Source organism: Uliginosibacterium silvisoli (genome assembly GCF_036017035.1).
GTDB classification, from domain to species: Bacteria; Pseudomonadota; Gammaproteobacteria; order Burkholderiales; family Rhodocyclaceae; genus Viridibacterium; species Viridibacterium silvisoli.
The window spans coordinates 16,531-42,654 of record NZ_JAYXHS010000002.1 but is presented as its reverse complement, the minus strand read 5'-3'; the positions used below and the strand labels follow the sequence as shown (position 1 = coordinate 42,654).

Here is a 26,124-nt window from a genome sequence, read left to right as displayed (position 1 = left end):
ACCGGATGGACGTACCAGGGAGCGCGGAGGAAGCGCGCGCGACGCGCGGCGCCAGGTGTTTGCCGCTCCCTCCCCGATGGGCCATCCACGAGGACATGCACAGGGGCCTTTTTTGCGTGTCACCACAACCCACAAACCCTGTGCATCTACCCGCAGCGATTGCTCACCTGCAAAGAAGGAACGGCAAACACGGTGCGTGTCCAGAGGTGCGCTCATGGCAGCCCCTCGATCACTTTGTCACTCTTGGCCGTCGCACCGAACACGCCGCCCTGCATATGCACCATGCGTATTGCAGCCGCATGGTTTGCAGGATCCGTTGCGGCGCAACAATCCTCAACCAACAAGCATTCGAAACCCTGGTCGTTGGCTTCACGCATCGTGGTGTGCACGCAGACATCAGTCGTGATGCCGGTGATCAGCAGGTTGCGGATGCCACGTGTCCGCAATATGAACTGCAGATCGGTCGCGTAGAAAGAGCCCTTGCCAGGCTTGTCAATGATGACCTCGCCCGGCAGCGGCGCCAGTTCGGGGATGATATCCCAGCCGGCTTCCCCGCGAACGAGAATACGTCCACAAGGGCCATCGTCACCAATCCCGACGCCGTCCGTGCCTATCTGGCGTGAGCGCCAGCGCTTGTTGGCCGGCAGGTCGGACAGGTCGGGCCGATGCCCTTCACGCGTGTGGATGATGTGATAGCCCTTGTCGCGCATCGTCGCCATCAGGCGCTTGATCGGCTCGATCGGCGCACGCGTCAGCGAGATGTCATAGCCCATGCGATCCACATATCCGCCGATGCCACAGAAATCGACCTGCATGTCGATGACGATGAGCGCGGTGTTGTCGGGGCGAAGATCGCCATCGAAGGGCCAGGCGTAGGGCGTTGCTGCAACGAATTTTTCTGCAATGGTCATTCATCAGCTCCGTGTCAAAGACAGTTCGCCCGGTGCGCCCTGCAGGCTACGCGTCGGCGAGCAACTCACGATCAGGATCAGCAGCGTCAGCACATACGGCGCTGCATTGAACAGGTGGTAGCCACTCGACACGCCAGCGGCCTGCAATGCCGGCCCAAGCGCGCCGGCACCGCCGAACAGCAATGCCGCACCGACGCAGCGCAGCGGCTGCCAGCGCGCGAAGATCACCAGCGCGACAGCGATGATGCCCTGCCCGCTCGACAAGGCCTCGTTCCAGCTACCTGGGTAATACAACGACAGGAACGCACCGCCGAGACCCGCCAGCACGCCGCCGCACATGGTCGCAATGATGCGCGCGGGAATGATGCGATAGCCCAGCGCCAGGGCCGCATCAGCGCTGTCGCCGACGATGCGCAGCTTGAGCCCCCAGCTCGTGTTCTTGAATGCCCAGTGCAGGAAGAAAGCCAATGCAATACCGAACGGGAACAGCGGGTTCACGTTCAGCGCATTGGCGAGTTGCGGATTGTCGATCCAGGCCCCGAGCGGAATCGACGGCAGGTTCGGCGCCTTGGGCTGGATGTAGGGCTTGCCGAGGAAGAACGCCAGACCGGTGCCGAACAGCATCAAGGCCGTGCCGATGGCAATGTCATTGACCCGCTTGAGGCTGCACAGCAAGCCGTGCAGCAGCCCGAACATGGCCCCCACGCCGGCGGCGGCCCACAGGCCGATCCACGGCGAACCCGTCTTCAGGGAGGCCGCGTAGGCCGCCATCGCCCCCATCACGAGACTGCCTTCCAGACCGAGATTGATGCGCCCGGATTTCTCCGTGATGCACTCGCCGAGGCTCACCAGCATGAAAGGCGTCGACACACGGATCGCGCCAGCAAACACGGCAAGTGGCACGCCCAGCCAGCCGAGGGACTCTACTTCTACGCTCATACAGCCTCCAGCAAAGTGGATTTCGCTTCGACCGTCACGGGCGCGCGCGCCACGGGTGTCGTATTCGGCTCTATGCCCCAGATGCGCTGTGCGATGCGCCGCCACGGGCTGCCCATCACGGCCTCACTGGCGAGAATGGCGATGAAGGCCATGCCCTGCAGGACGATAACCGTTGCATCCGGCATATCGAGGCGGCGCTGCAACATGCCACCTGCTGCGCCGATGCCACCGATCAGGATGGCCACGGGAATGATGGCCAGCGGATTCTGCCGAGCCATGAACGCGATCAGGATGCCCGCATTGCCGTAGCCGGAGATCAAGGAAGCATTGGCCGCGCCATGCACGGCCGCCACTTCGATGGCGCCGGACAAGCCGGCCGCCGCACCGCCGGCAGCGCAGGAGCCGATGATCCAGCGCCCCACGCGTAGCCCGGCCAGCTGCGCTGCGCGCGGATTGCCGCCGACGATCTTCAGCGAGAAACCCAAGGTCGTGAAGTGCAATACGGCCCAGACGATGAAGGCCATGACGACACCGATCAACAAACCCATGTGCACATCGAAGCCCGGTGTCAGGCCCAGCATGCTGGCCTCGGGAATCGGCGGCGTAGACGGCTTGTTGAGGCTGTTGGGATCTTTCAGCGGCCCCTCGACGAAGTGGTTCAGCAATGCGATGCCGATGTAGGCCATCAACAAGCTGCTGATCGTCTCGTTGATGCCGCGCGCATGGCGCATCCAGCCACACAGGCCGATCCACACCGCACCGATCAAGGCGCCGCCGAGCAGCATGCTGACCTGAGCGAGCAGCGGCGAGTGCGTTGCCCCGTACACGCCGATGACCCCGGCCGCCAGGCCGCCCAGCACCATCGCCCCTTCGCCCCCAATGATGACCAGCCCGGCCCGCGCCGGAATCGCCACCGCCAGCCCAGTGAGGATCAGCGGCGCTGCGCGTTGCAGCGAGTTGTTCCAGGAGAAGCTGCTGCCAAACGCGCCTTTGTACAGCAGCACGAAAACATCAAGCGGCGGATAACCGGCCAGCGCAACGAATAGCGCGAAAAACAGCACAGCCAGGGCGACTGCGCCAAACGGGACGAGGATGCGTTCCAGACTGTTCATTCGTATCTTTCAACTGACTTCGTCAAAGGGGCTGAACAGGAATTTCGTTTGAATCCGGTGAAGACTTTTCCAAGAAGGCGCGCACTTCTTGCTGTTCCCTCCCCCTCGGGGGAGGGTGGCCGGAGGCCGGGAGAGGGGAAATCGCAGGTCTGGGCCCAGCCGTACCATTTCCCCTCTCCCGCCCCTGACGGGGCACCCTCTGCCCGAGGGAGAGGGAACTGCAACGCTCTCGCCAGAAACAATGACATCACCCAATCAAATACTTCCAATCACCCCGGCCACCAGGTAATTCATCCCTTCCAGCACCGGATCCTGCTGACCTTGCGTGACGCCAGCCGCGACCACGGTCGCGCCCTTGTTGTCCTTGATCGGCCCCTTGAAGATCGGGAACTCGCCCTTGACCATCTTGGCCTTCACCGCATCCACGGCGGTCTTGACCTTGGCCGGCACGGCGGCACCATAGGGCGACATCTTCACGAAACCTTCCTTCAGCCCGCCACGCAGGAAATTGGACGGTTGCTTGCCGGCCTTCACGGCACCCACGAGAGCCGTGTAAGGCGCAACCCAGTCCCACTCCGCGCCGGTCAGGTAACCCTTCGGCGCCAGCGAAGCCTGGCTGGCGTGATAACCGGTACAGAACACGCCGCGCTTCTCGGCGGTTTCCATGATCACTTTCGGTCCATCCACATGGCATGTCAGCACGTCGACGCCCTGGTCGACGAGGCTGTTGGCGGCTTCCGCTTCCTTGACCGGCAGCGACCAGTCGCCGGTGAAGATCACGCGCGTCGTGAAGGCCGGGTCGACCGACTGCGCCCCCATGGTGAAGGAGTTGATATTGCGCAGCACCTGCGGGATCGGCTTGGCGGCGATGAAGCCGGCCTTCTTGGTCTTGGATACGCTGGCGGCGACCATGCCGCTGAGGTATTCGCATTCGTCGATGTAGCCGAAGAAGCTGCCCACGTTCTTCGGGTGCTTGCCTTCGGTCCACATGCCGCCGCAATGCGCGAAGAAAACCTTGGGGTATTTGGCCGCGACCTTGAGCACGTGCGGGTCGAAGTAGCCGTAAGAGGTGGCGAAGATGAGGCTGGCGCCGTCCTGCTCGATCATGGCTTCCATGGTCTTCTGCACGGCCACCGTCTCCGGCACTTTCTCTTCTTCAATGACCTTGATGTTCGGCATCTTCTTGATCGCCGCAACCGCCTGCGCGTGCGCCTGGTTATAGCCAAAGTCGTCACGCGGGCCAACGTAGATGAAGCCCACCACCAGCGGCTTGCCCTGCGCCAGAGCCGACTTCGAAACCGCCGCGAGCGCGCCCGAGGCGGCGGCGATTTTCAGGAAATTGCGACGATCAAATTGCTGTCCGGCCATGTGTATTCCCCCTGTGAGATTTGCGCGAAAGTGCACTGACCATGCTTGTGCACGATCTTGCATACAAGCACTAAGCAAACGATATGCCATTGCCAGGAGGGCGCCACCCCGAGACTCAAGCAACTGTTTCACATGGGTTTTTTCATGATTTTCAATGACCGCTGCCAGGCAGGTCGCACCAAAGGCAGGCGCGCCGTGACCGGAAGAATGCAAACAACTGTGAGGTCACATACAGGTTTTCCCTTATCCGCCGATATGGTCCGAACGAGGCCTGTCGACGCAGGCCATCTCTCAAACGCAACGCCCCCAAACTGAACAAGAAAAGGTATGACGATGAAAGCATTTCTGAGATTGGCCCTGCTGGCCCTGTGCCTGCCCTTCGCTGCCCATGCTGCCGAACCCACTGAGAAAGACGCCGTGGCGATGGCCCAGAAGGCGCTGGCCTATGCCAAGGCCAACGGCACCGACAAGCTGGTCGCCGAAGTGAATGCAAAGAACCCCGAGTTCGTGCAGGGCGAACTGTATGTCGTCATCGTCAATGCCACCGATGGCACCCACCTGGCACACCCCATCAACCAGAAGCTGGTTGGCTTGAATACGGTTGAAATGCAGGACGTGGACGGCCGCGAGTTCGGCAAGGACATGCTCGACCTCGCGCGCAGCTCGGGCAAAGGCTGGGTTGGCTACATGTTCAAGAATCCGGTCACCAACAAGGTGGCACGCAAGAAAAGCTACATCGAGAAGTCCGGCAACATCTACGCGGTTGCCGGCATCTACACGCGCTGATCTCCAGCGCACGTAGCGCGGGCGGCCCACCACAGCAGCCCGCTTTGCTGTCCTCGTACCGACCGGCCACACAGCCGGTCGCCAAAGCCAACGAAACAAGAGCTCACCATGAACATGCATTCTCTCGGCCGACTGCTCGGCAACCTCAAGCTGGGCCCGAAGTTGTTGCTGGCGCCCGCTGTCGTCCTGATCATGCTGGGCCTCGTTTGCGTACTGTCCATCTTCGGTCTGTCGCGCCAGACCGAGGCCCTGCAGCACGTAGCCAATGTGCGCCAGGCACGCATGATCGAGGCTGGCGAGATCCTGCGTGACGCGCAGGACGCGCAACGCTCGACCTTCCAGGTACTGTCGATGGCCAGTGCCTCCTATCCGGAGAAAGCGCGCAATGATGTCGCCGCCAAAGCGCTCGAAGGCATGGACAAGGTGGCCGGGCGTCTGCGCGCACTGCTGAAGTCCAGCGACGAAGCCGCCGATGCGGAAATCCTGCAGCGCCTCGTGCCTGCCGTGGAGGCTTATCGCAAACGCATGTTCAGTTCGCTCGACATGATCGAGGAAGACAACACCGTCGCCACCACCACGATGCTGCGCGGCGAAGCTGCGTGGCAGGCCATGCTCAAGGACCTGCAGGCCTACAACGCCGAGCAAACCAATAACTCGGTCGCCGCAATCAACAATGCCGTCAGCTCTTCACGCTCAATGCAGTGGAGCATGGGCATCGCCCTGCTCTTCTCGCTGGTCGTGTCGCTGGCCGTCGCGATGCTGGTGGGCCGCGTCATCCGCCAGTCCGTGTTCAGCATCCGCGATGCCGCCCTGCGCATGCAGGCCGGCGATCTGCGACTGCATGCTGATGACATCAGCTCGAACGACGAGATCGGCGACACCGCACGCGCTTTCCGGCGCTTCGCGCAAGCCATCAGCGAGGCCATGTCCAAGGTCAACAGCTCGGCCCGCTCGCTGCGCGAGAACGCGGGGCAGCTTGATTCGACGGCACGCGCCATCGAAGCCTCCTCTTCCTCACAGGTCGATTCTTCCAGCAATGTCGCCGCCGCAGTCGAAGAGCTCACCGTATCGATCTCTGAAGTAGCGGACAACGCCGAAGGCGTGCGCCGCAAATCGCAACACGCCGCCGACCTGGCCTCGCAAGGTATGCACAGCGTCGAAGCAATGATGGCGCGCATGAGCGATGTGGATGTGAAATCGCGCCAGACCGGTGACGCGATCGGCGAATTCATCAACGATGCCACGCGCATTACCCAGGCGTCGGCACAAGTACGTGAAATCGCAGACCAAACGAACTTGCTGGCGCTCAACGCAGCCATCGAAGCGGCGCGCGCAGGCGAACAGGGGCGTGGCTTCGCCGTGGTCGCCGACGAAGTGCGCAAACTCGCTGAGCGCTCACGCCAGACCGCAATGGCCATTCACGACATCACCTCTGCGCTGTCGGATCGCGCCAAGCAGGTCAGCGCATCGCTGGATGAAAGCTCGGAGTCAATGCAGACCAGCGCCGTCGCGCTCAAGGACCTGCAGAAGGTACTTGAAGAAGCACAGCAATCGGTGCGCGACTCCGCCATCGAGGTCGAGAGCATCGCGCTCTCCGTCAACGAGCAACGCACCGCGAGTACCGACGTCGCGCGCAGCATGGAACAGGTCAGCGGCATCGCCCAGGAGAATCTGCACGCCGTCTCCGGCGCGGCACAAGCCGCCAGCAATCTCAATGCACTGGCAGCAGACCTGATCGACACGGCCAGCCACTTCCGCAGCTGACCTCGGGCGCATGCGCCATCGAGCAGACGGCGAACGTCAGGAACGCTGACGAGACGAACGACCTGCTTCAAGAGAAACGGCCCGGTGTTGCAAGGCAGACTGCCTTGCAACACCGGGCCGTTGATCTCTCGGTATCGAGCTGGCGTTCGAGCGCCGTTTACTTGCCCGTCGGCGTCGGCGAGCAGCCCACGAAGTTCGCGCTGGTCAGCAGACTGCTCGAGTACACAAAAGTACCGGCGGAGCTGGTGACATTGCTGAACAGGGTGTTCGTTGCCGCGCCCTTCAGGTTGTAGATGGTGAAGCCCTTGCCACCGGTGATATTCACATTGGTGAACTTCAGGTTGTAGTGCTCGGCACCCGACGCGCTGTTCTTCGCCGTACCACCGCTGCCGCTGGTCTCGATGGCGTACGCGCCGCTGGCCACCGACCCTGTCAGGTTGGCGATGTCTATGTCATGGAAGATGCCTGGCGTCGGTGCGTCGGCAAAAGTGGAGTCCGCGTACGAAGACATCACCACCACCGCCCGGTCCGTAATGGCGTTGACCTTGTTGTCGCGCGCCTTCACGCCGAAGTCGCCCGCACCCAAGGTCGCAATACCGCCCCCCCGGTTGGTGCCGGTCTTGAAGCGCAATGCGATCTCGGTGCCGTTGAAGGTGTTCTCGGTGATGGAGATGTTCTTGAAGCCGGCCGCCGTGAAGCTACCCAGCACCACGCCACCATGACCATGCAGGGTGTAGTTGTTGAACACGCGCACGCCATTGACCGGCGTTGCCGCAATCGTGCCTGGCAGGCTGGTGCCCGCATTCAGGTTGATGCAGTCATCACCATTGTCGAAGGTCGAGCCGAAGATGTAGGCGTTCGTCGGCAACAGCCCGACCGGCCCGCTGGTCGTCAGCGCGTCGGCATAGGCCGTCGACAGGTCGATACCGTCACCGTTGTGGATACCCTTGCTGCTGGCACTCGGCCAGGAGTTGGCGTTGATGTTGGCGATGGTGATGTTGCTCGAGCGTGCGATGAACAGCATGTGGTCTGGCGGCAGGCTGAACTTGACGTTGGCCACGTACAGGCCATTGATGCCGGTCAGGCTCAGCAGGTCGGCACGCGCCGGGTCACCTGTTGCATTGTCGCCACCCTGCGCTGCGCGCTGGTTGTGCGCCAGCGTGCTGAGGTAGTAGCCGCTATTGGCACTGTCAGCAGAGCTGCCACTGCTGCCCTGCACGCTGCCAGAGCCGGTGATGCGGATGTTCTTCATGCCCACGCAGAGATTATTGGCAGCGTAGCCGGTACGTGCCGTCCAGTCGCTGTAGCCACCACAGGTATTGATGAGCGCCTTGTAGTTGTCGGGGTACTTCACGCTGCCAAAACCGGTGGTGCCATAGATCGGGAAGCGGTTATTGCCGAACTCATAGTCGGCTGCAGCATCACTACCCAGCAGCACGCCATCGATCTGATACGTGCAGTCGCTCTTCAGATACAGCGCGCCGGACTTGAACGTGCCGCTCGGGATCAGCACCTTGCCGCCAACCGGGCAGGCATTGATGGCCTTCTGGATGGCAATGGTGTTGACCGTCGAGCCGTCCCCTACCGCACTATAGGGCGAAGCCGTGACGTTGATGACGGTCGGCGTGGCGGTCGTCGTCTGGCTCACGGTGTTGCTGTTCGCCGACTCGGCGCCACTGGCGTCGATCGAACGGACGACAATGCTGTAGGCCGTGTTGGCTGTGAGGCCAGTGATGTCGTAGTACAGCTGCTGGTTGGTAATGCCGACAGGCCAGGAGATATTGCTGGTCGTGCCCTTGAGAACGCCATTGGCATAGATGCGATAGCCGGTCACCGTGCTGTAGCTCGTCGGCTTTTCCCACACGACAGTGATGTGCGTATCTTCGAAGGCCAGTGGCGGTACGACGACATTCTGGGGTGGCAACAGGGCGCTGCTGCTGGAGGCGACAGAGGAAGCAACCGAGGACGACGCCACCGAGGAGGCTACGCTGCTCGAGGCAACGGAGGACGCGACCGAGGATGAGGCGACAGAAGATGCCACTGACGAAGCAACGCTCGATGAGGAGCTGGCCGTTGCAGGGTCATACGAACACCAGGTCGAATTGCTCGGTGCGCTAGGGAACGTCGAAAGCTGGCAGACGAAGCTGCCGGTGAGCGTGGCGTAACCGAAGACACCGGATTTTCCCATCGCTGCCTGGTGCGTGCCACTCATGGTGCAGGTGGCGGCTGGCTGGGCGCACTTCGTATAACCGGATGGTGCGTCGGCCGCGCCGTATGCGCTGCCCACGGCGACAACTGTCGCCGCGGCAACAATGATTCTCCTGAACATCACTCTGTCTCCTTGATTATCTAGCTGCCGTTTTTTAGTGGCAGTCTGGGCGGCTACTATAAGGCGGCAAGCGATGCCGATCTACCACTTTTTCTAATACTTTAGTGGTACAAAAATACCAAACAGAATTGGCGCAAATTTGATCGCAGCGCAGCATGAAAACGCGTGACGGGTACGCCGCAATGCACAACCGCAATCCGGCGCGCCATGCCACGACGACAAAAACAAGACAGCGCCATGGCCGGCGCGGTATAAACAGCAAATCCCCGCAGCTGCAATGAATGTGGATAAGCGCATGATGTCCTCATACCCCTGGTTTCGCCGTCACCTTTTCTGTCTCGGCCTGCTGACAGCGCTGTGCATTGCAACAGCCACCGCTGCCGACATGCCCAAGGCCGCGCCAGAAATGTGGCACTACAGCATCAAGCCTGGCGACACCCTGATTGGCGTGGCCAACGCCTTCCTCAAGAACCCGAATGACTGGCCGAAACTGCAGACCATCAACCTCATCCCGGACCCGAAACGTCTGGTCCCGGGCAGCACGCTGCGCCTGCCTGTTGCCCTGCTCCGGCGCGAAGCGGCGGTTGCTGAAGTAGTTTTCGTACAGGGCCAGGCAACACGCATGGCGCAGGACGGCAGCAAGCAGCCCCTCGCCGAAGGGGCGAAACTGCAGATCGGCGACATCATTGAAACGCCTGCCGATGCAAGCGTGTCACTGCGCTTCGTCGACGGCTCGCGCCTCTTGCTCACGCCCAACAGCAAACTCGTTCTCAACGACATGCAGTTACTCGGCAAGGCAGGTATCGCCCAGACCATTCTCGAACTGCAGCGCGGCTCGCTCGATACCGGCGTGGCGAAACAGGACAAGCCGGGCGCGCGTTACGAGATCAAATCGCGCTCGCTGAATCTTGCCGTGCGCGGTACCGAATTCCGCGTCGCCGTGGACGAGGCGAATCAGGCCACGCGCAGCGAAGTGATCGAAGGCGTGGTGCAAGCCAGCGGCGAGCAAGGCAAGGCGGTCGCCGTGCAGGCCGGCTTCGGCACCCAGGCCACGGCGGGTCAGGCTGCAGCAGCGCCACGAGCACTCTTGCCGGCACCGGTGCTGAGCCAGCTGCCCGCACGTTTCGAGCGCATTCCACTGCGGATCGGCCTGCCGCCCACTGCGGGCGCCACGCGCTACCGTGCCCAGGTATTCGCCGACAACACTTTCCGCCAGCTGCTGCTCGACGGCACCTTCACCGACGGCAGCGCGAAATGGGCCGACCTGCCCGATGGCCGTTACATGCTGCGCGTGCGGGCGATCGACAGCGCCGGCCTCGAAGGCCTGAATGCCGATCGCGAATTCGTGCTCAAGGCGCGCCCCGAGCCCCCCTTCCTCAATGCCCCTCTGGATGGCACGAAGTCATACGGCACCGAGACGACGCTGCGCTGGAGTGCTTCCACCAAGGCGCAGCGCTACCACGTGCAGGTATCGGCACAAGCCGATTTCAACACGCTGCTGAGCGAGGCCGGCGACCTGACGAAAACCGAACATGTCGTTGCACTGGCGCCGGGCCAGTACTACTGGCGCGTGGCGTCCATCGCCCCCGGGGCCGACCACGGCCCGTTCAGCGACGTACAGGCATTCACCCAGCGTCCGATTCCGGAGAGCCCGCAGATGGGCGCGCCCGAAATCAGCGAGCAGGGCATGCTGTTCCGCTGGTCCGCTGGCGCCAGCGGTAGCCAGTACCAGGTGCAGCTCGCACGCGACGCGGACTTCAATGATCTGGTGCTCGACAAACAGCTCACCAGCAATGAGGTCCGCATTGAGCCGCTGCCCGCCGGCACGTACTATCTGCGCAGCAAGACCATCGATGCCGATGGCTTTGCCGGCCCGTTCGGCACGGCGCAGAAACTGGAAGTCCCCGGCACACAATGGAAATGGCTGCTGTTCCTGATCCCGCTCATACCACTCGCGCTCTAGCAACGTGCCCGCCACGCTCAACAGACTGATCTCTCTTGTCTGGATTCCCCTGCTGTCACTGCTGCTGGCGGCAGGACTGAGCCTCACACCGTTGTTCGAACGCCTCGACGCCTTGTCTCTCGACACCCAGGCGCGACTGGTCGCACAGCCCCATTACTTCAAGGATGCAATCGTCATCGACATCGACGATGCATCGCTGCGCGAGCTGCAGGCTTACTTTGGTGCCTGGCCTTACCGACGTGACACCTACGCCAAACTCATCGACTTCCTCGGCGAACAGGGCGCGCATGTCATCGTGATGGACCTCGTGTTCGCCGACGCTCGCGAAGGCGATGCACAACTGCGTGCAGCACTCGGCCGCGGCCGCAACGTCGTGCTGGCGGCAACCGCCTACAGCGAGCCCGACAGCAATGCGCATTCGCAGGCCGCGATGGCAGGCCTGACCTGGCCCGTGCCGGCAGGCCTGCCCTCGCGAGAATGGCCCGGCTTGCAACTACCCTTGCCTGCCTTCACGCAGCCCGCGCCGGACTATGCGCGCATCGGCATCGCCTCGGTGCTGGCCGACAGCGACGGTGTGCTGCGCCACCTTCCCCTGTTCCACCGCCTCGGCAATCAGACCCTGCCAAGCCTGCCGTTGGCCGCGCACTTCATGGACAGCGCGCCCCCACCTATCGCGATCAATCCTGATGGCACGACCCGGATCGGCGCGCTCAATTTGCCGACAGACCGCCACGGCGCGATCCGCCTGAACTTCCCCCGCAACCGCAACTCGGTGCTCACCATCTCCTTTGCCGATGTCGCCAGGGCCTTGCTCGGCGTACCGGGACAACAACTGAGCAACGATCTGTTCCGCGGCAAGACGGTCTTCGTCGGCAGCACCGCACTGTTCGCCGATCGCGTGCTGACACCGGTCGGCGAGATGATGGGCGTGCACGTGCTGGCCATCGCGCACCAGTCGCTGGCCGAGAATCTCATCATCACGCCCAACGACTGGCGCTGGACCGGCGCGCTCATGCTGATCGCGCTGGCCCCATCGCTGCTGTTGTTGCGCCGGCAAAGCTTCTCCGTGCGTGTGCTGGCACGCGACAGCCTCGCGGCAGTCCTGCTGATCTACGCGGCCCACCTCGCCCTGCTCTACTGGCACATGCAGGAGACTTCGCTGCTGTTGCCGCTGCTGCTGCTGGGCATCGCCAACCTGCTGGCTGCAGCGCAAGTCGTACGGCTGCGCCACGACGCGCAGGAGGCGGAGATCCACGACCTCGTCAACGACGATCCGCAGACCCGCCTGCCCAACCGGCAGGCGGCCCTCAAGCTGCTGGCGGAAGCCATCGAGCAGGCCCAGGCGCGCGGCAACACGCTCGCGGTGCTGATCATCAGCCTCAACAATTTCAGGATCATCCGCAGCGCCCTCGGCCACGGCGCGGGCGACCAGATGGTCATCGAAGCCGCGCAACGCCTGCGCACCTACGCCAGCAACAAGGACATCATTGCGCGGCTAGGCGAAGACGAGTTCCTCGTCGCGCATCGCCTCACGGCCGGCGACGCGACTGACGACGGCCATGACTATGCCAACCTCATCCTCGGCAGTTTCACGCGACCTTACGACCTGTTCAAACTGGAGCTGCATGCCAGTGCCAATGTCGGCATCAGCCTCTTTCCCGCCAATGGCCAGGATGTCACCACCCTGCTCAAGCAGGCCGACAGCGCCTTGCGCAGCGCCAAGGTACAGGGGCGCAACACCTGTCGCTCGTTCACCGAGGACATGGGGCTGGGCGATGTTGCGCAGCTGCTGCTCGAGAACCAGCTGCGCCAAGCGCTGACCCGCGATGAGTTGCTGCTGCATTACCAGCCGCAGATCGACATGGCCTCGCAGCGCATCGTGGCAGTCGAGGCACTGGTGCGCTGGAAGCATCCCGTGCATGGGCTGCTCGCCCCGGATCGCTTCATCCCAGCAGCCGAGCACTCGGAACTGTTTGCACCGCTCGGGGAGTGGGTCCTGCGTGCAGCCTGCCGGCAGATGCGCGCATGGCAGCACGCCGGGCTCACACATATCGAACGCGTCGCGGTGAATCTGTCGGCACAGCAATTCGATCAACCCGACCTGCCTGCACTGGTGGCCAGCGTGCTGCAGGAAACACAGCTGGGTGCGCAGCATCTGGAGCTGGAAATCACCGAGTCGATGGCAATGCGCAATCCGGAGCGCAGCATTACCGTGCTGCGCGATCTTCTGGCCATGGGTATCACACTGGCGCTCGATGACTTCGGCACCGGCTATTCCTCATTGAGCTATCTGAAGCTGCTGCCCGTCACGCGCATCAAGATCGACCGCTCCTTCGTCAGCAACGTCGAGAACGATCCACATGACGCCGAAATATGTGCGGCAACCATCGACCTTGCTCACAAGCTCGGTCTCACGGTCACCGCCGAGGGTATCGAGACGCCAGGGCAGTTCGCTTACCTGCGCGGTCTCGCCTGCAACGAGGCACAAGGCTATCTGATCTGCCGCCCGCTGCCCGCCGACCAGGTGGAGCAGTTCGAGCCGGCGGGGATGGCGGTGGCTGGGTAGGTGCAGCGGCAGGGCGGAACTCCGCAGGAGGTTACGCCGGGTCAGGGCCGATGCTTACCCTGCGTAAAGCCGCCTTTCGGCGGCTGACGGAGACTCCGGAGGAGTTCTGCCCTACTTCACTTTTTCGCCTGCATGCGCGCCTGCCACGCCGGGTAATCGACGCTCAGCAACTTCTCCGGCCATAGCCCGTACCAGCCATAGCCGGTGCGGCGCTCGTGCGTGATCTCGCTGTACTGCTTCACACGCACGCTGTCGCGATTGGCGAGCACCACGCTGTTGTCCTTGATGTCGTAGAAGCGGGCCCACATGCGCGGTGCGTTCGCATCCTGCACGAGGCGGCGATCGGTACTGGCCGTGTGGTATTCGTACTTGATCGGCGGATCGATCTTGAAGGTCTCGATCTTCCAGCCGGTGATGGCCGAGCGATTGAACCAGTCAATGGCGCCCTCGATGGCGGCAATCTGCTCGGGCGACGGATCCGGTATGCCCATCAGGTAACGCACCATCTCCACCGACTCCTGCGACACCATCGACGCCAGTTCGAAAGTCCGGCCCATCGCCGGCTCCAATGTCACCGGGTCGTACTGGCCGGCCCAGCCCGCCAGCTTGCCGTTCTGGCGCACCTGCAGGCGCAACACGCACGCGTCGCCCTTCTCAAGCGCAGCGGCACTTGCGCGCCGCGTGCTCGGCGATGTCCAGCCGAATGGCTCACTGCCATCGCTGATCTTGCGCAAGGTGCGCAGCACGCCGGAAGTCACCTCGTCCGCCATCGTGACGAAGGGATGGTAGCGCTCCGTTCCCGGCACGGTGTGTGGCCAGCCACCGCAACTCTTGTGCTGCATCTTCAATGTGTAATCGATGCCGCGCTGGGCGGCGTCGCGGTAGCGCGTATCACCCGTCTGCAGATAAACCGCCGACAGGTACTCCACCTGCGAGTACACATTGCGATTGTCGAAGCTGCCCGTCTCGTTGCCCTTCTCCGCCGTGATCGCCTGGATCTCTTCGGCATTCAGGATGCGCGACGGATCGCGATTCTCTACCCAGCCCCCGTTGTCGCGCTGGTAGAGCAGCACGTTGTCAGCGATCTGCACGATCTGATCGTCGGAATACTTCGCGTACTTGTCACCGTAGCGATTGCGCCAGTGCTGGATGCTGTCGGACATGCCCGTCAATGGAATTGCCGCATACGGGCCCGCCTTGCGCGCAGGCTGCGGGGGTTGCTTGTCGAACAGGGCACAGCCATTCAGGGCTGTGGCAAACACCAGCGCACACAGCGGGCGTACCAGGGCAGTCAGTCTCATGCATCCTCCGCGATCGGTTCGATCTGTTCATCATTCCAGCGAGGCCGGATTCTAGCGCGGACTGGCCCAGCCGCTTGCGCGCACTGCACCATGTTTATCGCACCAAAGAAAACGCCACCGTGAATGCCCATGGCATCGACGATGGCGTTCTGCACAAATTGACTGAAGCGATCTTGATCGCTCTGGAACCCGTAACAAAAGGGAGCGAGCCCGCTGTTACCCAGATGCCGCCAAGCGCGCGCAGCCCGTTTTGTTATGACTTACAGACGGAAGCGCGTCACCGAGGCGCGGAGCTGGCCTGCGAGGCTTTCCAGCGACTGCACATTGCTGTTGGCTGCACGCACGGACTCGGCAGACTCTTCCACCATCTGCGCAATGCGCTCGACATTCTGTGCAACGCTGGCGCTGGCCTGGCTTTGCTCGGAGGTCGCGCTGGCGACGTCACGCACCTTGTCCAGCGTGGCAGCGGCGCCCGCATTGATCTCACGCAGCGCGGCAGCGGCCTGACCAGCCATGTCCACGCCCAGCGCAACCTGCGGCGTCACCTGGTGCATGCTGTCGACCGCCGCGCCGGTATCTGTCTGGATGGCACTGATCATTTCGGTGATCTGCCCTGTCGCCTGACCGGTACGCTCGGCCAGCTTGCGCACCTCATCCGCCACCACGGCGAAGCCACGGCCCTGCTCGCCTGCCCGCGCGGCCTCGATGGCTGCATTGAGTGCCAGCAGGTTGGTCTGGTCGGCGATTTCCTTGATGACGCTGACAATGCCGTTGATCTCACGCGAGCGCTGCAACAGGCCCTCGATCAGGTTCGATGCATCGACGATCTGGCTCGATACGTTCTGGATCGTTTCGGATGCCTGGTTCACCAGCTTCTCACCATCTGCCGCGAGGCTGCTGGAGCGCGAAGAGTTCTGCTCGGTTTCGCGGGCGCTCGACGAAATATGATCGATGCTGACCGACAGCTCTTCGATCGCTGCGGCGGTCGACGAGGTCGCATCGGAGCTCTGGCGCGAAGCCTGGTTGATCTGGTCCATCTGGCGCGTCAGGCCGGACGCAGCCTGACCCAACTGGCCCGCGCCCTGCTGGATGCCTTCGATGATCTGGCGCAGGCTGGTCTGCATCTGGCCCACGGCGGCCAGCAGGCTGCGCTCGCCGGCCGCACCGTCGACACGCCGACTCAGATCGCCACCGGCAATCGCCAGCGCTACCTCTGCCGCATATTCAGGCTCGCCGCCGAGGCTGCGATAGATATTGCGCGACATGCTCACGGCCAGGCCAACCACTGCTCCCAGCACGATCGCGCCGATGGCCATGAACTTCCAGGCCAGGGACCAGTAGGCCGCGTTGATGTCGTCCACGAAAATACCGAAGCCGATGATCCAGTCCCAACCGTCGATACGCATGACGCCGTTGATCTTCGGCGCCATCTGTTCCGTACCCGGCCTTTTCACGACGTCATCGAAAAATGCGAAATCGGTGGTGACGAGATTGTCGAGATAGTTCTGCCAGTTGGTCTTGCCGCTCGGCAGCGTGGCGCCGAAATCGACCTTGCCCACCACGTCGGGATTCGGATGCACGAGCCCGAGCGCTGCTCGGGTACGGGCCCACAAGTAGAACTTCTTGCCGTCCCTCAGACTGGCCAGGGCCTCGACAGCCTTGGTCTGTGCTTCTTCGTGACTCAGCTTGCCGCTCTTCTCAAGCTCCTGGAAATACGCCACCTGCTTGGCCGCCAGGTTGAGCACGATATGTATTTCTTCGCGCTTGCCATCCAGCATGGTCGAACGCAGGGCGCTCAGGGAGAAGATCGCGATCAACACGAGTCCAAGCACTGCCGAGCCGACGATGAGGCCCAGTCGATGGGAGAGTTTCATTCTTATACTCCGGGAGATGAGACGTCTTAATGCGTCGGTCTGCCATGCGATCACGGCGACCAGAACGGAATGTCTCTTCTACGGCAGCAGCTTGCATATCTGAATGGCGAGGGATAGAACGTTCGATTGAAATCGTTGATCAAACCATAGACAGCATTGAATGCGTGCCGCACGCCTGCCCGCGCCGGCCCGCATCCTGTCCTCACTTTGAACGCACAGACTGAGAGGAGCACGAGCATGAGATGTCGTAGCAACGGTCGCCGCAGTTTTCTCGCACAGCTTCCGGCCCTGGCGGCACTGGCCTCCACCCTGCCCGCCTCTGCCGCACGCGCCGCCGAACCCGCCGCAGCCGGCACGCTGATCCGCAAAGCCATCCCCTCTTCTGGCGAACTGATTCCTGTGGTTGGTCTCGGCACCGCCCGTAGCTATGAAGACGCCAGCGGCGAAGCCGAGCTGGCGCCGTTGCGTGCCACCCTGAAAACATTCGGCGAGACCGGCGGCACGGTCATCGACACGGCCCCCTCCTACGGCAGGGCCGAGTCCCTGGTTGGCAGCCTCGTCGAAGGGCTCGGCATCCGCGCCAGTCTGTTTCTCTCCACCAAGATCGGCACGACCGGGCGCGACGCGGGCCTGGCGCAGCTGGAGAACTCCTTCAGGCAGCTGCGCACGAACCGGATTGACCTGGTATCGGTGCACAACCTTCAGGACACGACGAACCAGCTGGCCTTGCTGCGGGAGTTCAAGCAGGCCGGCCGTATCCGCTACGTCGGCATGACGACGTCGTTCGACCGGCAGTACGAAGCTTTCGAGAGCTTCATGAAGCGCGAAACACTGGACTTCGTGCAGGTCGACTACGCGCTGGATAACCGCGATGCCGCGCAACGCCTGATCCCGCTCGCAAAGGAACGCGGCATGGCAGTCATGATCAATCTGCCCTTCGGCCGCAGCCGCCTGTTCAATGCCGTGAAGGGCAAGGCGCTGCCCGACTGGTCGGCGGAATTCGACTGCAAGAGCTGGGCGCAATTCTTCCTCAAGTATCTCGTCTCGCACGAGGCTGTCACCTGCGTAGTGCCGGGCATGGCGAAACCGGAATACGTGGTCGACAACCTCGCAGCCGCAACTGGGCGTCTACCGGATGCGGCCATGCGTCGCCGCATGGAGGCGTATATCGATGGGATCTGAGAACACAGCTGACGTATCCAGCCATCACGCCGGGACGCTGCTGCAGAAAATCGTCAACGTGCGCCCGCAGGAGCTCGTCGTGCTCGGCTGGGCATGGTTGTATGTGCTGGCGCTGATGGCGGCGTACTACGTGATCCGGCCGATCCGCGACACGATGGGCATCGAAGGCGGTGTCGAGAATCTGCAGTGGTTGTTCACCGGCACTCTGCTCGTCATGCTGGCAATCAATCCGCCCTACGCAGCACTCGTGCGCAAGCTGGCGCGCGTACGCTTCATTACCGTCACGTACCTGTTCTTCGTCGCCAACCTCGTGCTGTTCATCATCCTGCTGCAGGGCGCATCGGATGAGCAACGCGTGTGGATCGGCCGCGCGTTCTTCATCTGGGTATCGGTGTTCAACCTGTTCGTGGTGTCAGTGTTCTGGGCGCTGATGGTGGACGTGTTCAACGCGGAGCAGGCCAAACGCCTGTTCGGCCTCATCTCGGCCGGTGCCACCGTGGGGGCGATTGGCGGATCGGCGCTGGCGTCCGGGCTGGCGCGCAATGTCGAGGCGCACTGGCTGCTGAGTGGCTCGGCGCTCTTGCTGCTGGTCGCCGTGTTCAGCGTACGGCGCCTGTCACAGCTCGCGCCGCAATTGCGCAGCGTCACCAGCGATGCCGGACAGGCCGAACACGAGGCGCGTACCCCTATAGGCGGCCCCATCATCAGCGGGCTCACCCATACGCTGCGCTCGCCGTATCTCCTCGGCATAAGCCTCTACATCCTGCTGTACTCGATCACGTCCACCTTCCTGTACTTCCAGCAGGCAGCCATCGTGCGCGACTACTTTCCGGACCGCGCGACGCGCACCGTGTTCTTTGCCAATGTGGATCTGGCAGTAAATCTGTTGACCCTGCTCATGCAGCTGTTCCTGACCGGGCGCTTCCTGCGGCGCTTCGGTGTCGCCATCGCCGCAGCCTTGCTGCCCGCACTGAGCGTGATCGGTTTCGGTGTGCTGGCCCTGCTGCCGACCGTCGCCGTCCTCGTCGGCGTACAGGTGCTGCGCCGCGTGGCGAACTTCGCACTTGCCAAGCCGACGCGTGAAGTGCTGTTCACCGTCGTCTCGCGCGAAGACAAGTACAAGGCCAAGAGCGTCATCGACACCATCGTCTATCGCGCGGGCGATCAGGCCGGTAGCTGGTCGTACGCCGCACTCGGCGCGCTTGGCCTCGGCACGGCCGGGGTGGCGCTGGCCGCCGTGCCACTGTCGATACTCTGGGTCGTCAATGCAGTCTGGCTGGGCCGGCGCCAGAAGAAAATGGCACAGGAAGCACCCGCGCCCCACTGAGCTCATGTTTCGGCCCGCATGTCGCAAAGGCCAGTTTGCGCCCATGCGGGATTCATGCATCATGCCCGGCATCCGGATGGTCATTCCCTGACCTATCCTTGGTTGCCAGCCGAAACCGTAACAACGAGAACGCCATGTCACGCAATCCAGGCCTTCGCGCCATTCGTTTCACGCTCCTGCTTGCCTTGTTTCTGGCTCGTCCGCTCGCAGCGGCCGACGCACCGGCAGCCTCCTTCGACCTCGCTGACTATCAGCAGCGCGTTGCGGGCGTGCTGGATGTGCGCGCCAAGGCCTATCGCTTCGCGCAGGACAACGGCATTCTTAATAACGACATGCCGAAACTGACGCGCGAGCAGTCCAACAAGCTGCGCGACCTGGCCAAGCAATACCTGCAGGCACGCAGCGTCTTGCTGCCGGAAGCGGAGCGCGTCAGCGGCCTGTTCCACAATGGTGTTGAAGTGGTGCTCACTTCCAGCTTCAAGACAGGCACGCGCGTACCGCAAGCGCCCGTGGGCATGAGCGAAGACATACGCCCGCCGCAGCGCTGGCTCAACCCGCTGGACGAAGCAGGCAAGCGCCAGATGCTGGACATCCAGCGCGGCCTTGCTGCTGCGATGGTGCTGATGGACAGCTTCCGTATCGCCGTCGAGCCTTACGAGAAAAATGCCAGCGTGCGCTTCGCGCTGAGCTACGACGTCAACAGCCAGATCTCGCTGCGCAACCTGTCGAGCAACTATCACTCGCTCGACCTGCGCACGCGCCTCTACAGCGCCACCCGCTTCGTCGACGACTACATGGCATGGCGTCGCACGGAGCAACTGCCTACCAGCGCCGAGGAAGAGTATCTGTACGCGCTGACGCAGAGCACGCTGTGGTACGCCGATCTGCGTGAGTCTGGCGGCGGCAGCCTGAGCGACACGCTGGGCAATCTCAATGCCGACCTGAAGATGCAACGGCAATATATCCAGAACGTGCTCAGCTACGGCCTGAGCATGGGCTTCGGCAATATCGTCGGACTGGTGCAGACACGGCGCGGCAAGCTCGCGCGCATGCCCGAGGCCGACATGAACAAGCTGGCCAGCGAACTCAAGCCGCTCGACATCCTGCTCGAGAAGACGCCCTTCCGCCTGACCGACAAGATGATTCCCGGCCATTACGGCCACGTTGCCGTGTGGCTTGGCAGTGAAGAAGAGCTGCAAGCCATCGGCGTGTGGAACCAGATCTCGCCGGTGTACCAGCAGCAGATCCGCAAGGGTGGGCGCATCGTCGAAGCACTGCGCGGTGGCGTCACCATCAGCACCCTGCAGCACTTTCTCAACATCGACGACCTGCTCGTCCTGCGCGACCAGCGCCCCGTCGACGAGATCTATCGCCGTGCCGCCGTGCTCACCGCACTGGATCAGGTCGGCAAGGAGTACGACTTCAACTTCGACGTGTACTCGCACAAGCGCATCGTCTGCTCCGAGCTCGCCTATGTCGTCTTCCCCGATGTGCAGTGGCCACTCGCCCGCACGCTGGGCCGCTACACCATCAGCCCCGACAACGTCGCGCAGATGGCCGTCAATGCCAAACCGGTATTCGACCCCGCCATCATTTACCGCGATGGCAAGCGCGTCGACACCGGCCTGCGCGACACCCTAGCCAAACTGATCGGCAGCCCGCCGCAGCAGATGGCTTCGAATGCCACAGTGGGCAGGTAGGCGCCTTGATTGCGAATGACATCGGCCCCGTCTTTACGCGGTAAGTCTCTACTTCAAGGGATCCAGGGCATGAGCATGCTTCGATATATCGAATTGAAGTCCGGGTTTGGTGACCGTGGCCCCGCATGGATTGCCCGAGTGCAACTGTCGCGATCGAAGACGACGGTGTACTTCAATGGGCGCGCACTCAAGAAGGCCAAGGGCGGCGGTATTTCGGGCAACTACTTCGACCTGGAATCAGGGGAGGAGTACTGGGTCTCCGGAATCAAGAAGAACGGTGAAGACCGTCACAGCACGGGCTCGGGGCCTGTCTTGGTCGAAGCAACAGCTGTCGAAGAGCACTTGTCCTTGCGCGGCCTTGTCGCCCTTGACCCCAAGCAACACGGAATTACTGAGTCGATTGTTCAGACCGATATTGCGAAGTTCAAGAACCTTGAAAATCTGAGTAACTGGTCTGCTCACTTCGAAGAAGAAGAAGAAGAAGAAGAAGAAGAGCAAGAAGACACCAGGCCCGTGAAGCAAGCGTAGGTCGGAAAAGCGAAGCGCCTTCCGACATTCAAACGTACAAACACGCCCCCCACTGACCGGGAGGCGCGATGTCGGAAGGCGCTTCGCTTTTCCGACCTACCAATTCGCCGGGGCCTGCTTTTCATCTTCGCTGTGAGACAGCCCGCAAGAAGGCATCTCGCCTCAACCGCTTTCCAGCAAATCACGCAAAAGAAAAAAACCGGCCCTGCAATGCTCGCGCATTGCAGGGCCGGGTCGCTGACCGCCGGAGCGGTCCCTACTTCATGCGATGCTTACTTCGCCGTCGGTGCTGGCGAGCAGCTGGCAAAGTTGCTCGAGGACAACAGGCTACCGTCGTAGTAGAAGGTACCTGCCGAGCTCTTCAGGCTGGTGAACATCGTGTTTGCCGCAGCGCCCTTCACGCCATAGATCGAGTAGCCCTTGCCGCCAGTGATATTGACGTTGGTCATCTTGATGTTGGTGTGCTCGGAGCCGCTGTTGCCGTCTGTTTCCATCGCGTAGGCACTGCTGCCCACCGAACCGGTCAGGTTCGTGATGGAGATGTCGTGGAAGTAACCTGGCGACGGCGCATCGGCGAACGAGGAGTCAGGATAGTCCGCGAAGATGACGATTGCGTCGTCGATGATCGCATTCACCTTGTTGTCGAGCGCCTTCACACCGAAGTCATTGCCCGTCAGCGTCGCGATGCCACCGCCACGGTTCGTACCGGTCTTGAAGCGCAAGCCGATCTCGGTGCCGTTGAAGGTGTTCTCCGTGATGGCGATGTTCTTGAAGCCGGCTGCCGTGAAGCTGCCGAGCACCACGCCACCGTGACCGTGCAAGGTGTAGTTGTTGAAGATCTTCACGCCATTGACGGGTGTAGCAGCCAACACGCCTGGTGCGCTGGTGCCGGCATTCAGGTTGATGCAGTCGTCACCGTTGTCGAAGGTCGAGCCGAAGATGTAGGCATTCGTCGGCAACAGACCCACTGGACCACTGGTGGTGAGCTGGTCGGCATAGGCTGTCGACAAATCGATACCGTCACCGTTGTGGATGCCCTTGCTGCTGGCGCTCGGCCAGGAGTTGGCGTTGATGTTTGCAAAGGTCACATTGCTGGAACGTGCCACGAACAGCATGTGCATGGCCGGCAGGGTGAACTTCAGGTTGGCAATGTAGAGACCATTGATGCCCTGCAGGTTTGCCAGGTCGGCGCGAGCCGAGTCACCGGTTGCGTTGTCACCACCTTGTGCAGCGCGCTGGTTGTGCGCCAGCGTGCTGAGGTAGTAGCCGCTATTGGCACTGTCAGCCGAACTGCCGCTGCTGCCCGCCACGCTGCCCGAACCGGTGATGCGGATGTTCTTGAAGCCGTTGCAGAGGTTGTCAGCCACGTAACCGGTACGTGCGGTCCAGTCGGTGTAGTAACCGCAGGTGTTCAGCAGCGCCTTGTAGTTGGTCGGGTACTTGACCGAGCCAAACCCTGTCGTGCCATACAGCGGGAAACGGTTATTGCCCCACTCGTAGTCGGCCGCTGCATCGCTACCCAGCAGCACTCCATCGATCTGGTAGGTGCAGTCGCTCTTCAGGTACAGCGCGCCGGACTTGAACGTACCGCTCGGGATCAGCACCTTGCCGCCAACCGGGCAGGCATTGATGGCCTTCTGGATGGCTGCGGTGTTAACCGTCGTACCACCCGCCACGGCGTTGTAAGGCGATGCCGTGATGTTGATGACGGTCGGCGTAGCCGTCGTCGTCTGGCTCACTGTGTTGCTGCTGGCCGACTCGGCACCGCTGGCGTCGATCGAACGGACGACAATGCTGTAAGCCGTGTTGGCCGTGAGGCCGGTGATGTCGTAGTACAGCTGTTGATTCGTGATGCCGACAGGCCACGAGATATTGCTGGTCGTGCCCTTGAGAACGCCATTGGCATAGATGCGATAGCCGGTCACCGTGCTGTAGCTCGTCGGTTTTTCCCACACGACAGTGATGTGCGTGTCTTCGAAGGCCAGTGGCGGTACGACGACATTCTGGGGAGGCAAGAGGGCGCTGCTGCTGGAGGCGACACTGCTCGACGCGACAGAGGAGGCAACCGAAGACGACGCCACCGAGGAGGCCACGCTGCTCGATGCAACCGAGCTGCTGGACTTGCTCGACGAGCTGCTTGAAGCAACACTCGACGCAACGCTGGAAGCAGCGCTCGAGGAAGCACTGGAGGTTGCCGGGTCATACGAGCACCAGGTCGAATTGCTCGGTGCATCCGGGAAGGTGGACAGCTGACAGACGAAGCTGCCGGTGAGCGTGGCATAGCCGAACACGCCGGCCTTACCCATTGCAGCCTGGTGCGTGCCGCTCATGGTGCAGGTTGCTGCAGTCTGTGCGCACTTGGTATAGCCGGAAGGTGCGTCGGTTGCTGCGAAGGCGCCGGTGGCGGTCAAGGTTGCCGCTGCGCCGATCATCAATTTGCGAAACATTATTTAGTCCCCTAGGTTACGAGTCCTGCTCCCACAGCGTCCTGGTGCTGCTTGACGCCCGATAACCTCTCCAATGCACGTTGCCTCGAAGGCAATCTGTTCAATCACTATAAGTCGTAAAAAACGCCAAATTCAATAAATTCACATCAAACAACAATTCCGTCACAAAAGCCGGTCGGCGACGCGAAAAAACTACGGGTTTACCCATGCCGATTCCCTTGCGGGCCCCGCCATCTGGCGACATCAAGCCGCGGCTGGCGCGCCAAATACCCGCTCGGCCGTGAGACTTGAAAACACAATGAGAGGCCGGGGTTCAAGAAATCGCGGAGGACACGTGGCGCGGAGGCAGGCATGGCGCGCAAGTACAATCCCGCCATGTCTGCCCCGCCCAGCGCTACCCGTTACATCAGTGGTTATTCGCCCCAACTGATTGCCCAGACCGAGGCCTCCATCGCCAGCGGCCAACTCGGGCCCGCCCTGCTCAAGCGCTACCCCGAAGCGCACGAGGTACGCAACGAGCGCGCATTGCATGCCTACGTCACTGATCTGAAGAATCGCTACCAGCGCAATGCGCCACCGCTGTCACACATCAGCTATGACAACCGGCTGCACGTGATCCGCAATGCGCTCGGCACGCACACCACCGTTTCGCGTGTGCAGGGCACCAAGCTCAAATCCAAACGCGAGATCCGCATCGCCAGCGTGTTCCGCACCATACCAAAGGAATTCCTGCGCATGATCGTGGTGCACGAACTGGCCCATCTCCGCGAGCGCGAACACGACAAGGCCTTCTACCAGTTGTGCTGCCACATGGAGCCTGACTACCATCAGCTCGAATTCGAGCTGCGTGCGTATCTGTGCTGGCTGGAAACGACGGGTGAGGCATTATGGGAATAGCCCCCAACAGCCCTGACAAGACCTGACGAACCCTCTCGCCACATGCATGTTCGTGGCAAGCCCCATCAACAGGAGAGCGCACGTGCGCAAATCAACTCCCCCTCAGCGCAACCGGCTGTTCATGAAGTCGAGCCGCACGCCCGAGCAACTACTGCTGGCCCGCTGCATCCTGCTGCTGGCATTGGTCGGCGCCATCCTCGTCATCTTCTGGGTCGACCGCGAGGGCCTGCGCGATCAGATCGACGGCCACGTCAGCTTCGGCGATGTCGCCTACTTCACGGCGGTCACGGTCACGACCGTGGGCTACGGAGACATCGTCCCCGTGTCTCCGCGCGCACGCATGATAGACACCTTGCTGGTCACGCCGCTGCGGCTCGTCATCTGGCTGGTATTTCTCGGAACTGCTTATGAACTGGTACTGCAACGCTGGTGGGAGAATCGACGCATGAAACAACTCCACGCAAGACTCGACAAGCATCTCATTGTCTGCGGCTACGGACACGGTGGCCAGGCAGCCGCGCACGAAGCCATCGAGCGTGGCATGCCTGCCAACCAGATCATCGTGCTCGACCGAGACCCCGCGCGCCTCGCCCTCGCGGCAGACGCTGGCTGCATCGGTCTCGCCGGCGACTCCACGCGGGAGCAGGACCTGAATGACGCCGGTGTGGCGCGCGCCAAGGCCGTCATGATCTGCCTCGGCCGTGACGATGCCGCCGTCCTGACCGTACTCACCGTGCGCCAGCTCAGCCCGCAGGTACGCATCGTCTGCTCGGTCAACGAAGAAGAGAACATCAAGCTCATCGAACAGGCCGGTGCCAACGCCACCGTCGCCCCGTCGATGATTGGCGGCTACCTCATGACCAACTTCGTCGACTCCTCGCACGCCGCCGACTACGTCAACGACCTCATGCGCATCGGCGGCCGTGTCCGCCTGATCGAGCGCGCACCGGAACCCGGCGAGATCGGCAAGCCGATGCGCGACATCAGCCCCGCCATGGCCGTGCGCCTGCATCGCGGCACGGAAGTCATCGGCTTCTGGGAAGGCGAGCGCGGCATCATCCGTGCGGGCGACACCCTGCTCGTCATCGCGCCGAATCTGTAACACCACCGCAATGCCAAGCGCACCGACA

18 protein-coding genes are annotated in these 26,124 nt (G+C 62.2%); 10 read left to right on the top strand and 8 right to left on the bottom strand.

The features are described from left to right. Positions 1 to 212: 212 nt before the first annotated feature. The 4 genes from biuH to VVD49_RS09770 form a co-directional block, all read right to left on the bottom strand. Positions 213 to 911 carry a biuret amidohydrolase gene (gene biuH / locus VVD49_RS09785; RefSeq protein ID WP_327598997.1) on the bottom strand — a complete coding sequence of 233 codons (699 nt, stop codon included), beginning with the start codon at positions 909 to 911 and terminating at the stop codon, positions 213 to 215. A 3-nt stretch (positions 912 to 914) separates the two neighbouring features. After that, the gene (locus VVD49_RS09780; protein ID WP_327598996.1) at positions 915 to 1,850 is read right to left on the bottom strand and encodes an ABC transporter permease; all 936 of its coding nucleotides are present in this window, start codon (positions 1,848 to 1,850) and stop codon (positions 915 to 917) included. Then, on the bottom strand, positions 1,847 to 2,962 hold the full coding sequence (locus tag VVD49_RS09775) for an ABC transporter permease (RefSeq protein ID WP_327598995.1): 1,116 nt from the start codon (positions 2,960 to 2,962) through the stop codon (positions 1,847 to 1,849). The genes VVD49_RS09780 and VVD49_RS09775 overlap by 4 nt, the downstream gene beginning before the upstream one ends. A 255-nt stretch (positions 2,963 to 3,217) precedes the next feature. After that, positions 3,218 to 4,330, bottom strand: coding sequence for a BMP family ABC transporter substrate-binding protein (locus VVD49_RS09770; protein ID WP_327598994.1), 1,113 nt, complete (start codon positions 4,328 to 4,330; stop codon positions 3,218 to 3,220). A 333-nt stretch (positions 4,331 to 4,663) separates the two neighbouring features. On the opposite strand from VVD49_RS09770, the gene VVD49_RS09765 reads away from it, so the two are divergent. Beyond that, complete coding sequence (locus tag VVD49_RS09765) at positions 4,664 to 5,116, top strand: cache domain-containing protein (RefSeq protein WP_327598993.1); 453 nt, start codon at positions 4,664 to 4,666, stop codon at positions 5,114 to 5,116. Positions 5,117 to 5,224: 108 nt separating this feature from the next. Further along, the gene (locus VVD49_RS09760) at positions 5,225 to 6,880 is read left to right on the top strand and encodes a methyl-accepting chemotaxis protein (protein WP_327598992.1); all 1,656 of its coding nucleotides are present in this window, start codon (positions 5,225 to 5,227) and stop codon (positions 6,878 to 6,880) included. A 157-nt stretch (positions 6,881 to 7,037) separates the two neighbouring features. On the opposite strand, the gene VVD49_RS09755 is transcribed toward VVD49_RS09760, so the two are convergent. Next, entirely contained in the window at positions 7,038 to 9,209 is a 2,172-nt protein-coding gene (locus VVD49_RS09755) for a glycosyl hydrolase family 28 protein (protein WP_327598991.1), read from the bottom strand. A 295-nt stretch (positions 9,210 to 9,504) separates the two neighbouring features. Here VVD49_RS09755 and VVD49_RS09750 point away from each other — a divergent pair, with 295 nt between their 5' ends. Both VVD49_RS09750 and VVD49_RS09745 read left to right on the top strand, forming a co-directional pair. Then, positions 9,505 to 11,172, top strand: a complete 1,668-nt coding sequence (locus VVD49_RS09750; protein WP_327598990.1) for a FecR family protein — start codon at positions 9,505 to 9,507, stop codon at positions 11,170 to 11,172. Positions 11,173 to 11,176: 4 nt separating this feature from the next. Further along, positions 11,177 to 13,738 (top strand): putative bifunctional diguanylate cyclase/phosphodiesterase, encoded by a 2,562-nt coding sequence (locus VVD49_RS09745; protein ID WP_327598989.1) that lies wholly within the window; start codon positions 11,177 to 11,179, stop codon positions 13,736 to 13,738. Between the two features lie 116 nt (positions 13,739 to 13,854). On the opposite strand, the gene pelA is transcribed toward VVD49_RS09745, so the two are convergent. Both pelA and VVD49_RS09735 read right to left on the bottom strand, forming a co-directional pair. Continuing rightward, positions 13,855 to 15,039 carry a pectate lyase gene (gene pelA / locus VVD49_RS09740; protein WP_327598988.1) on the bottom strand — a complete coding sequence of 395 codons (1,185 nt, stop codon included), beginning with the start codon at positions 15,037 to 15,039 and terminating at the stop codon, positions 13,855 to 13,857. A 260-nt stretch (positions 15,040 to 15,299) separates the two neighbouring features. Next, complete coding sequence (locus VVD49_RS09735; protein WP_327598987.1) at positions 15,300 to 16,913, bottom strand: methyl-accepting chemotaxis protein; 1,614 nt, start codon at positions 16,911 to 16,913, stop codon at positions 15,300 to 15,302. 237 nt (positions 16,914 to 17,150) lie between these two features. Between VVD49_RS09735 and VVD49_RS09730 the strand changes: the two genes are divergently transcribed. The 4 genes from VVD49_RS09730 (at position 17,151) to VVD49_RS09715 (ending at position 21,650) form a co-directional block, all read left to right on the top strand. Continuing rightward, on the top strand, positions 17,151 to 18,095 hold the full coding sequence (locus tag VVD49_RS09730) for an aldo/keto reductase (protein ID WP_327598986.1): 945 nt from the start codon (positions 17,151 to 17,153) through the stop codon (positions 18,093 to 18,095). Beyond that, on the top strand, positions 18,085 to 19,422 hold the full coding sequence (locus VVD49_RS09725; RefSeq protein WP_327598985.1) for an NTP/NDP exchange transporter: 1,338 nt from the start codon (positions 18,085 to 18,087) through the stop codon (positions 19,420 to 19,422). Before VVD49_RS09730 ends, VVD49_RS09725 begins: the two co-directional genes overlap by 11 nt. Before the next feature lie 134 nt (positions 19,423 to 19,556). Next, positions 19,557 to 21,122 (top strand): YiiX/YebB-like N1pC/P60 family cysteine hydrolase, encoded by a 1,566-nt coding sequence (locus VVD49_RS09720; protein WP_327598984.1) that lies wholly within the window; start codon positions 19,557 to 19,559, stop codon positions 21,120 to 21,122. 69 nt (positions 21,123 to 21,191) lie between these two features. After that, positions 21,192 to 21,650, top strand: a complete 459-nt coding sequence (locus VVD49_RS09715; protein WP_327598983.1) for a hypothetical protein — start codon at positions 21,192 to 21,194, stop codon at positions 21,648 to 21,650. A 272-nt stretch (positions 21,651 to 21,922) separates the two neighbouring features. On the opposite strand, the gene VVD49_RS09710 is transcribed toward VVD49_RS09715, so the two are convergent. Further along, entirely contained in the window at positions 21,923 to 24,097 is a 2,175-nt protein-coding gene (locus VVD49_RS09710) for a glycosyl hydrolase family 28 protein (protein ID WP_327598982.1), read from the bottom strand. Between the two features lie 351 nt (positions 24,098 to 24,448). On the opposite strand from VVD49_RS09710, the gene VVD49_RS09705 reads away from it, so the two are divergent. Beyond that, complete coding sequence (locus tag VVD49_RS09705) at positions 24,449 to 24,994, top strand: M48 metallopeptidase family protein (RefSeq protein WP_327598981.1); 546 nt, start codon at positions 24,449 to 24,451, stop codon at positions 24,992 to 24,994. A gap of 82 nt (positions 24,995 to 25,076) precedes the next feature. After that, a complete protein-coding gene (locus VVD49_RS09700; RefSeq protein ID WP_327598980.1) occupies positions 25,077 to 26,096 on the top strand; it encodes a potassium channel family protein in 1,020 nt (339 codons plus the stop codon). Positions 26,097 to 26,124: the final 28 nt, after the last annotated feature.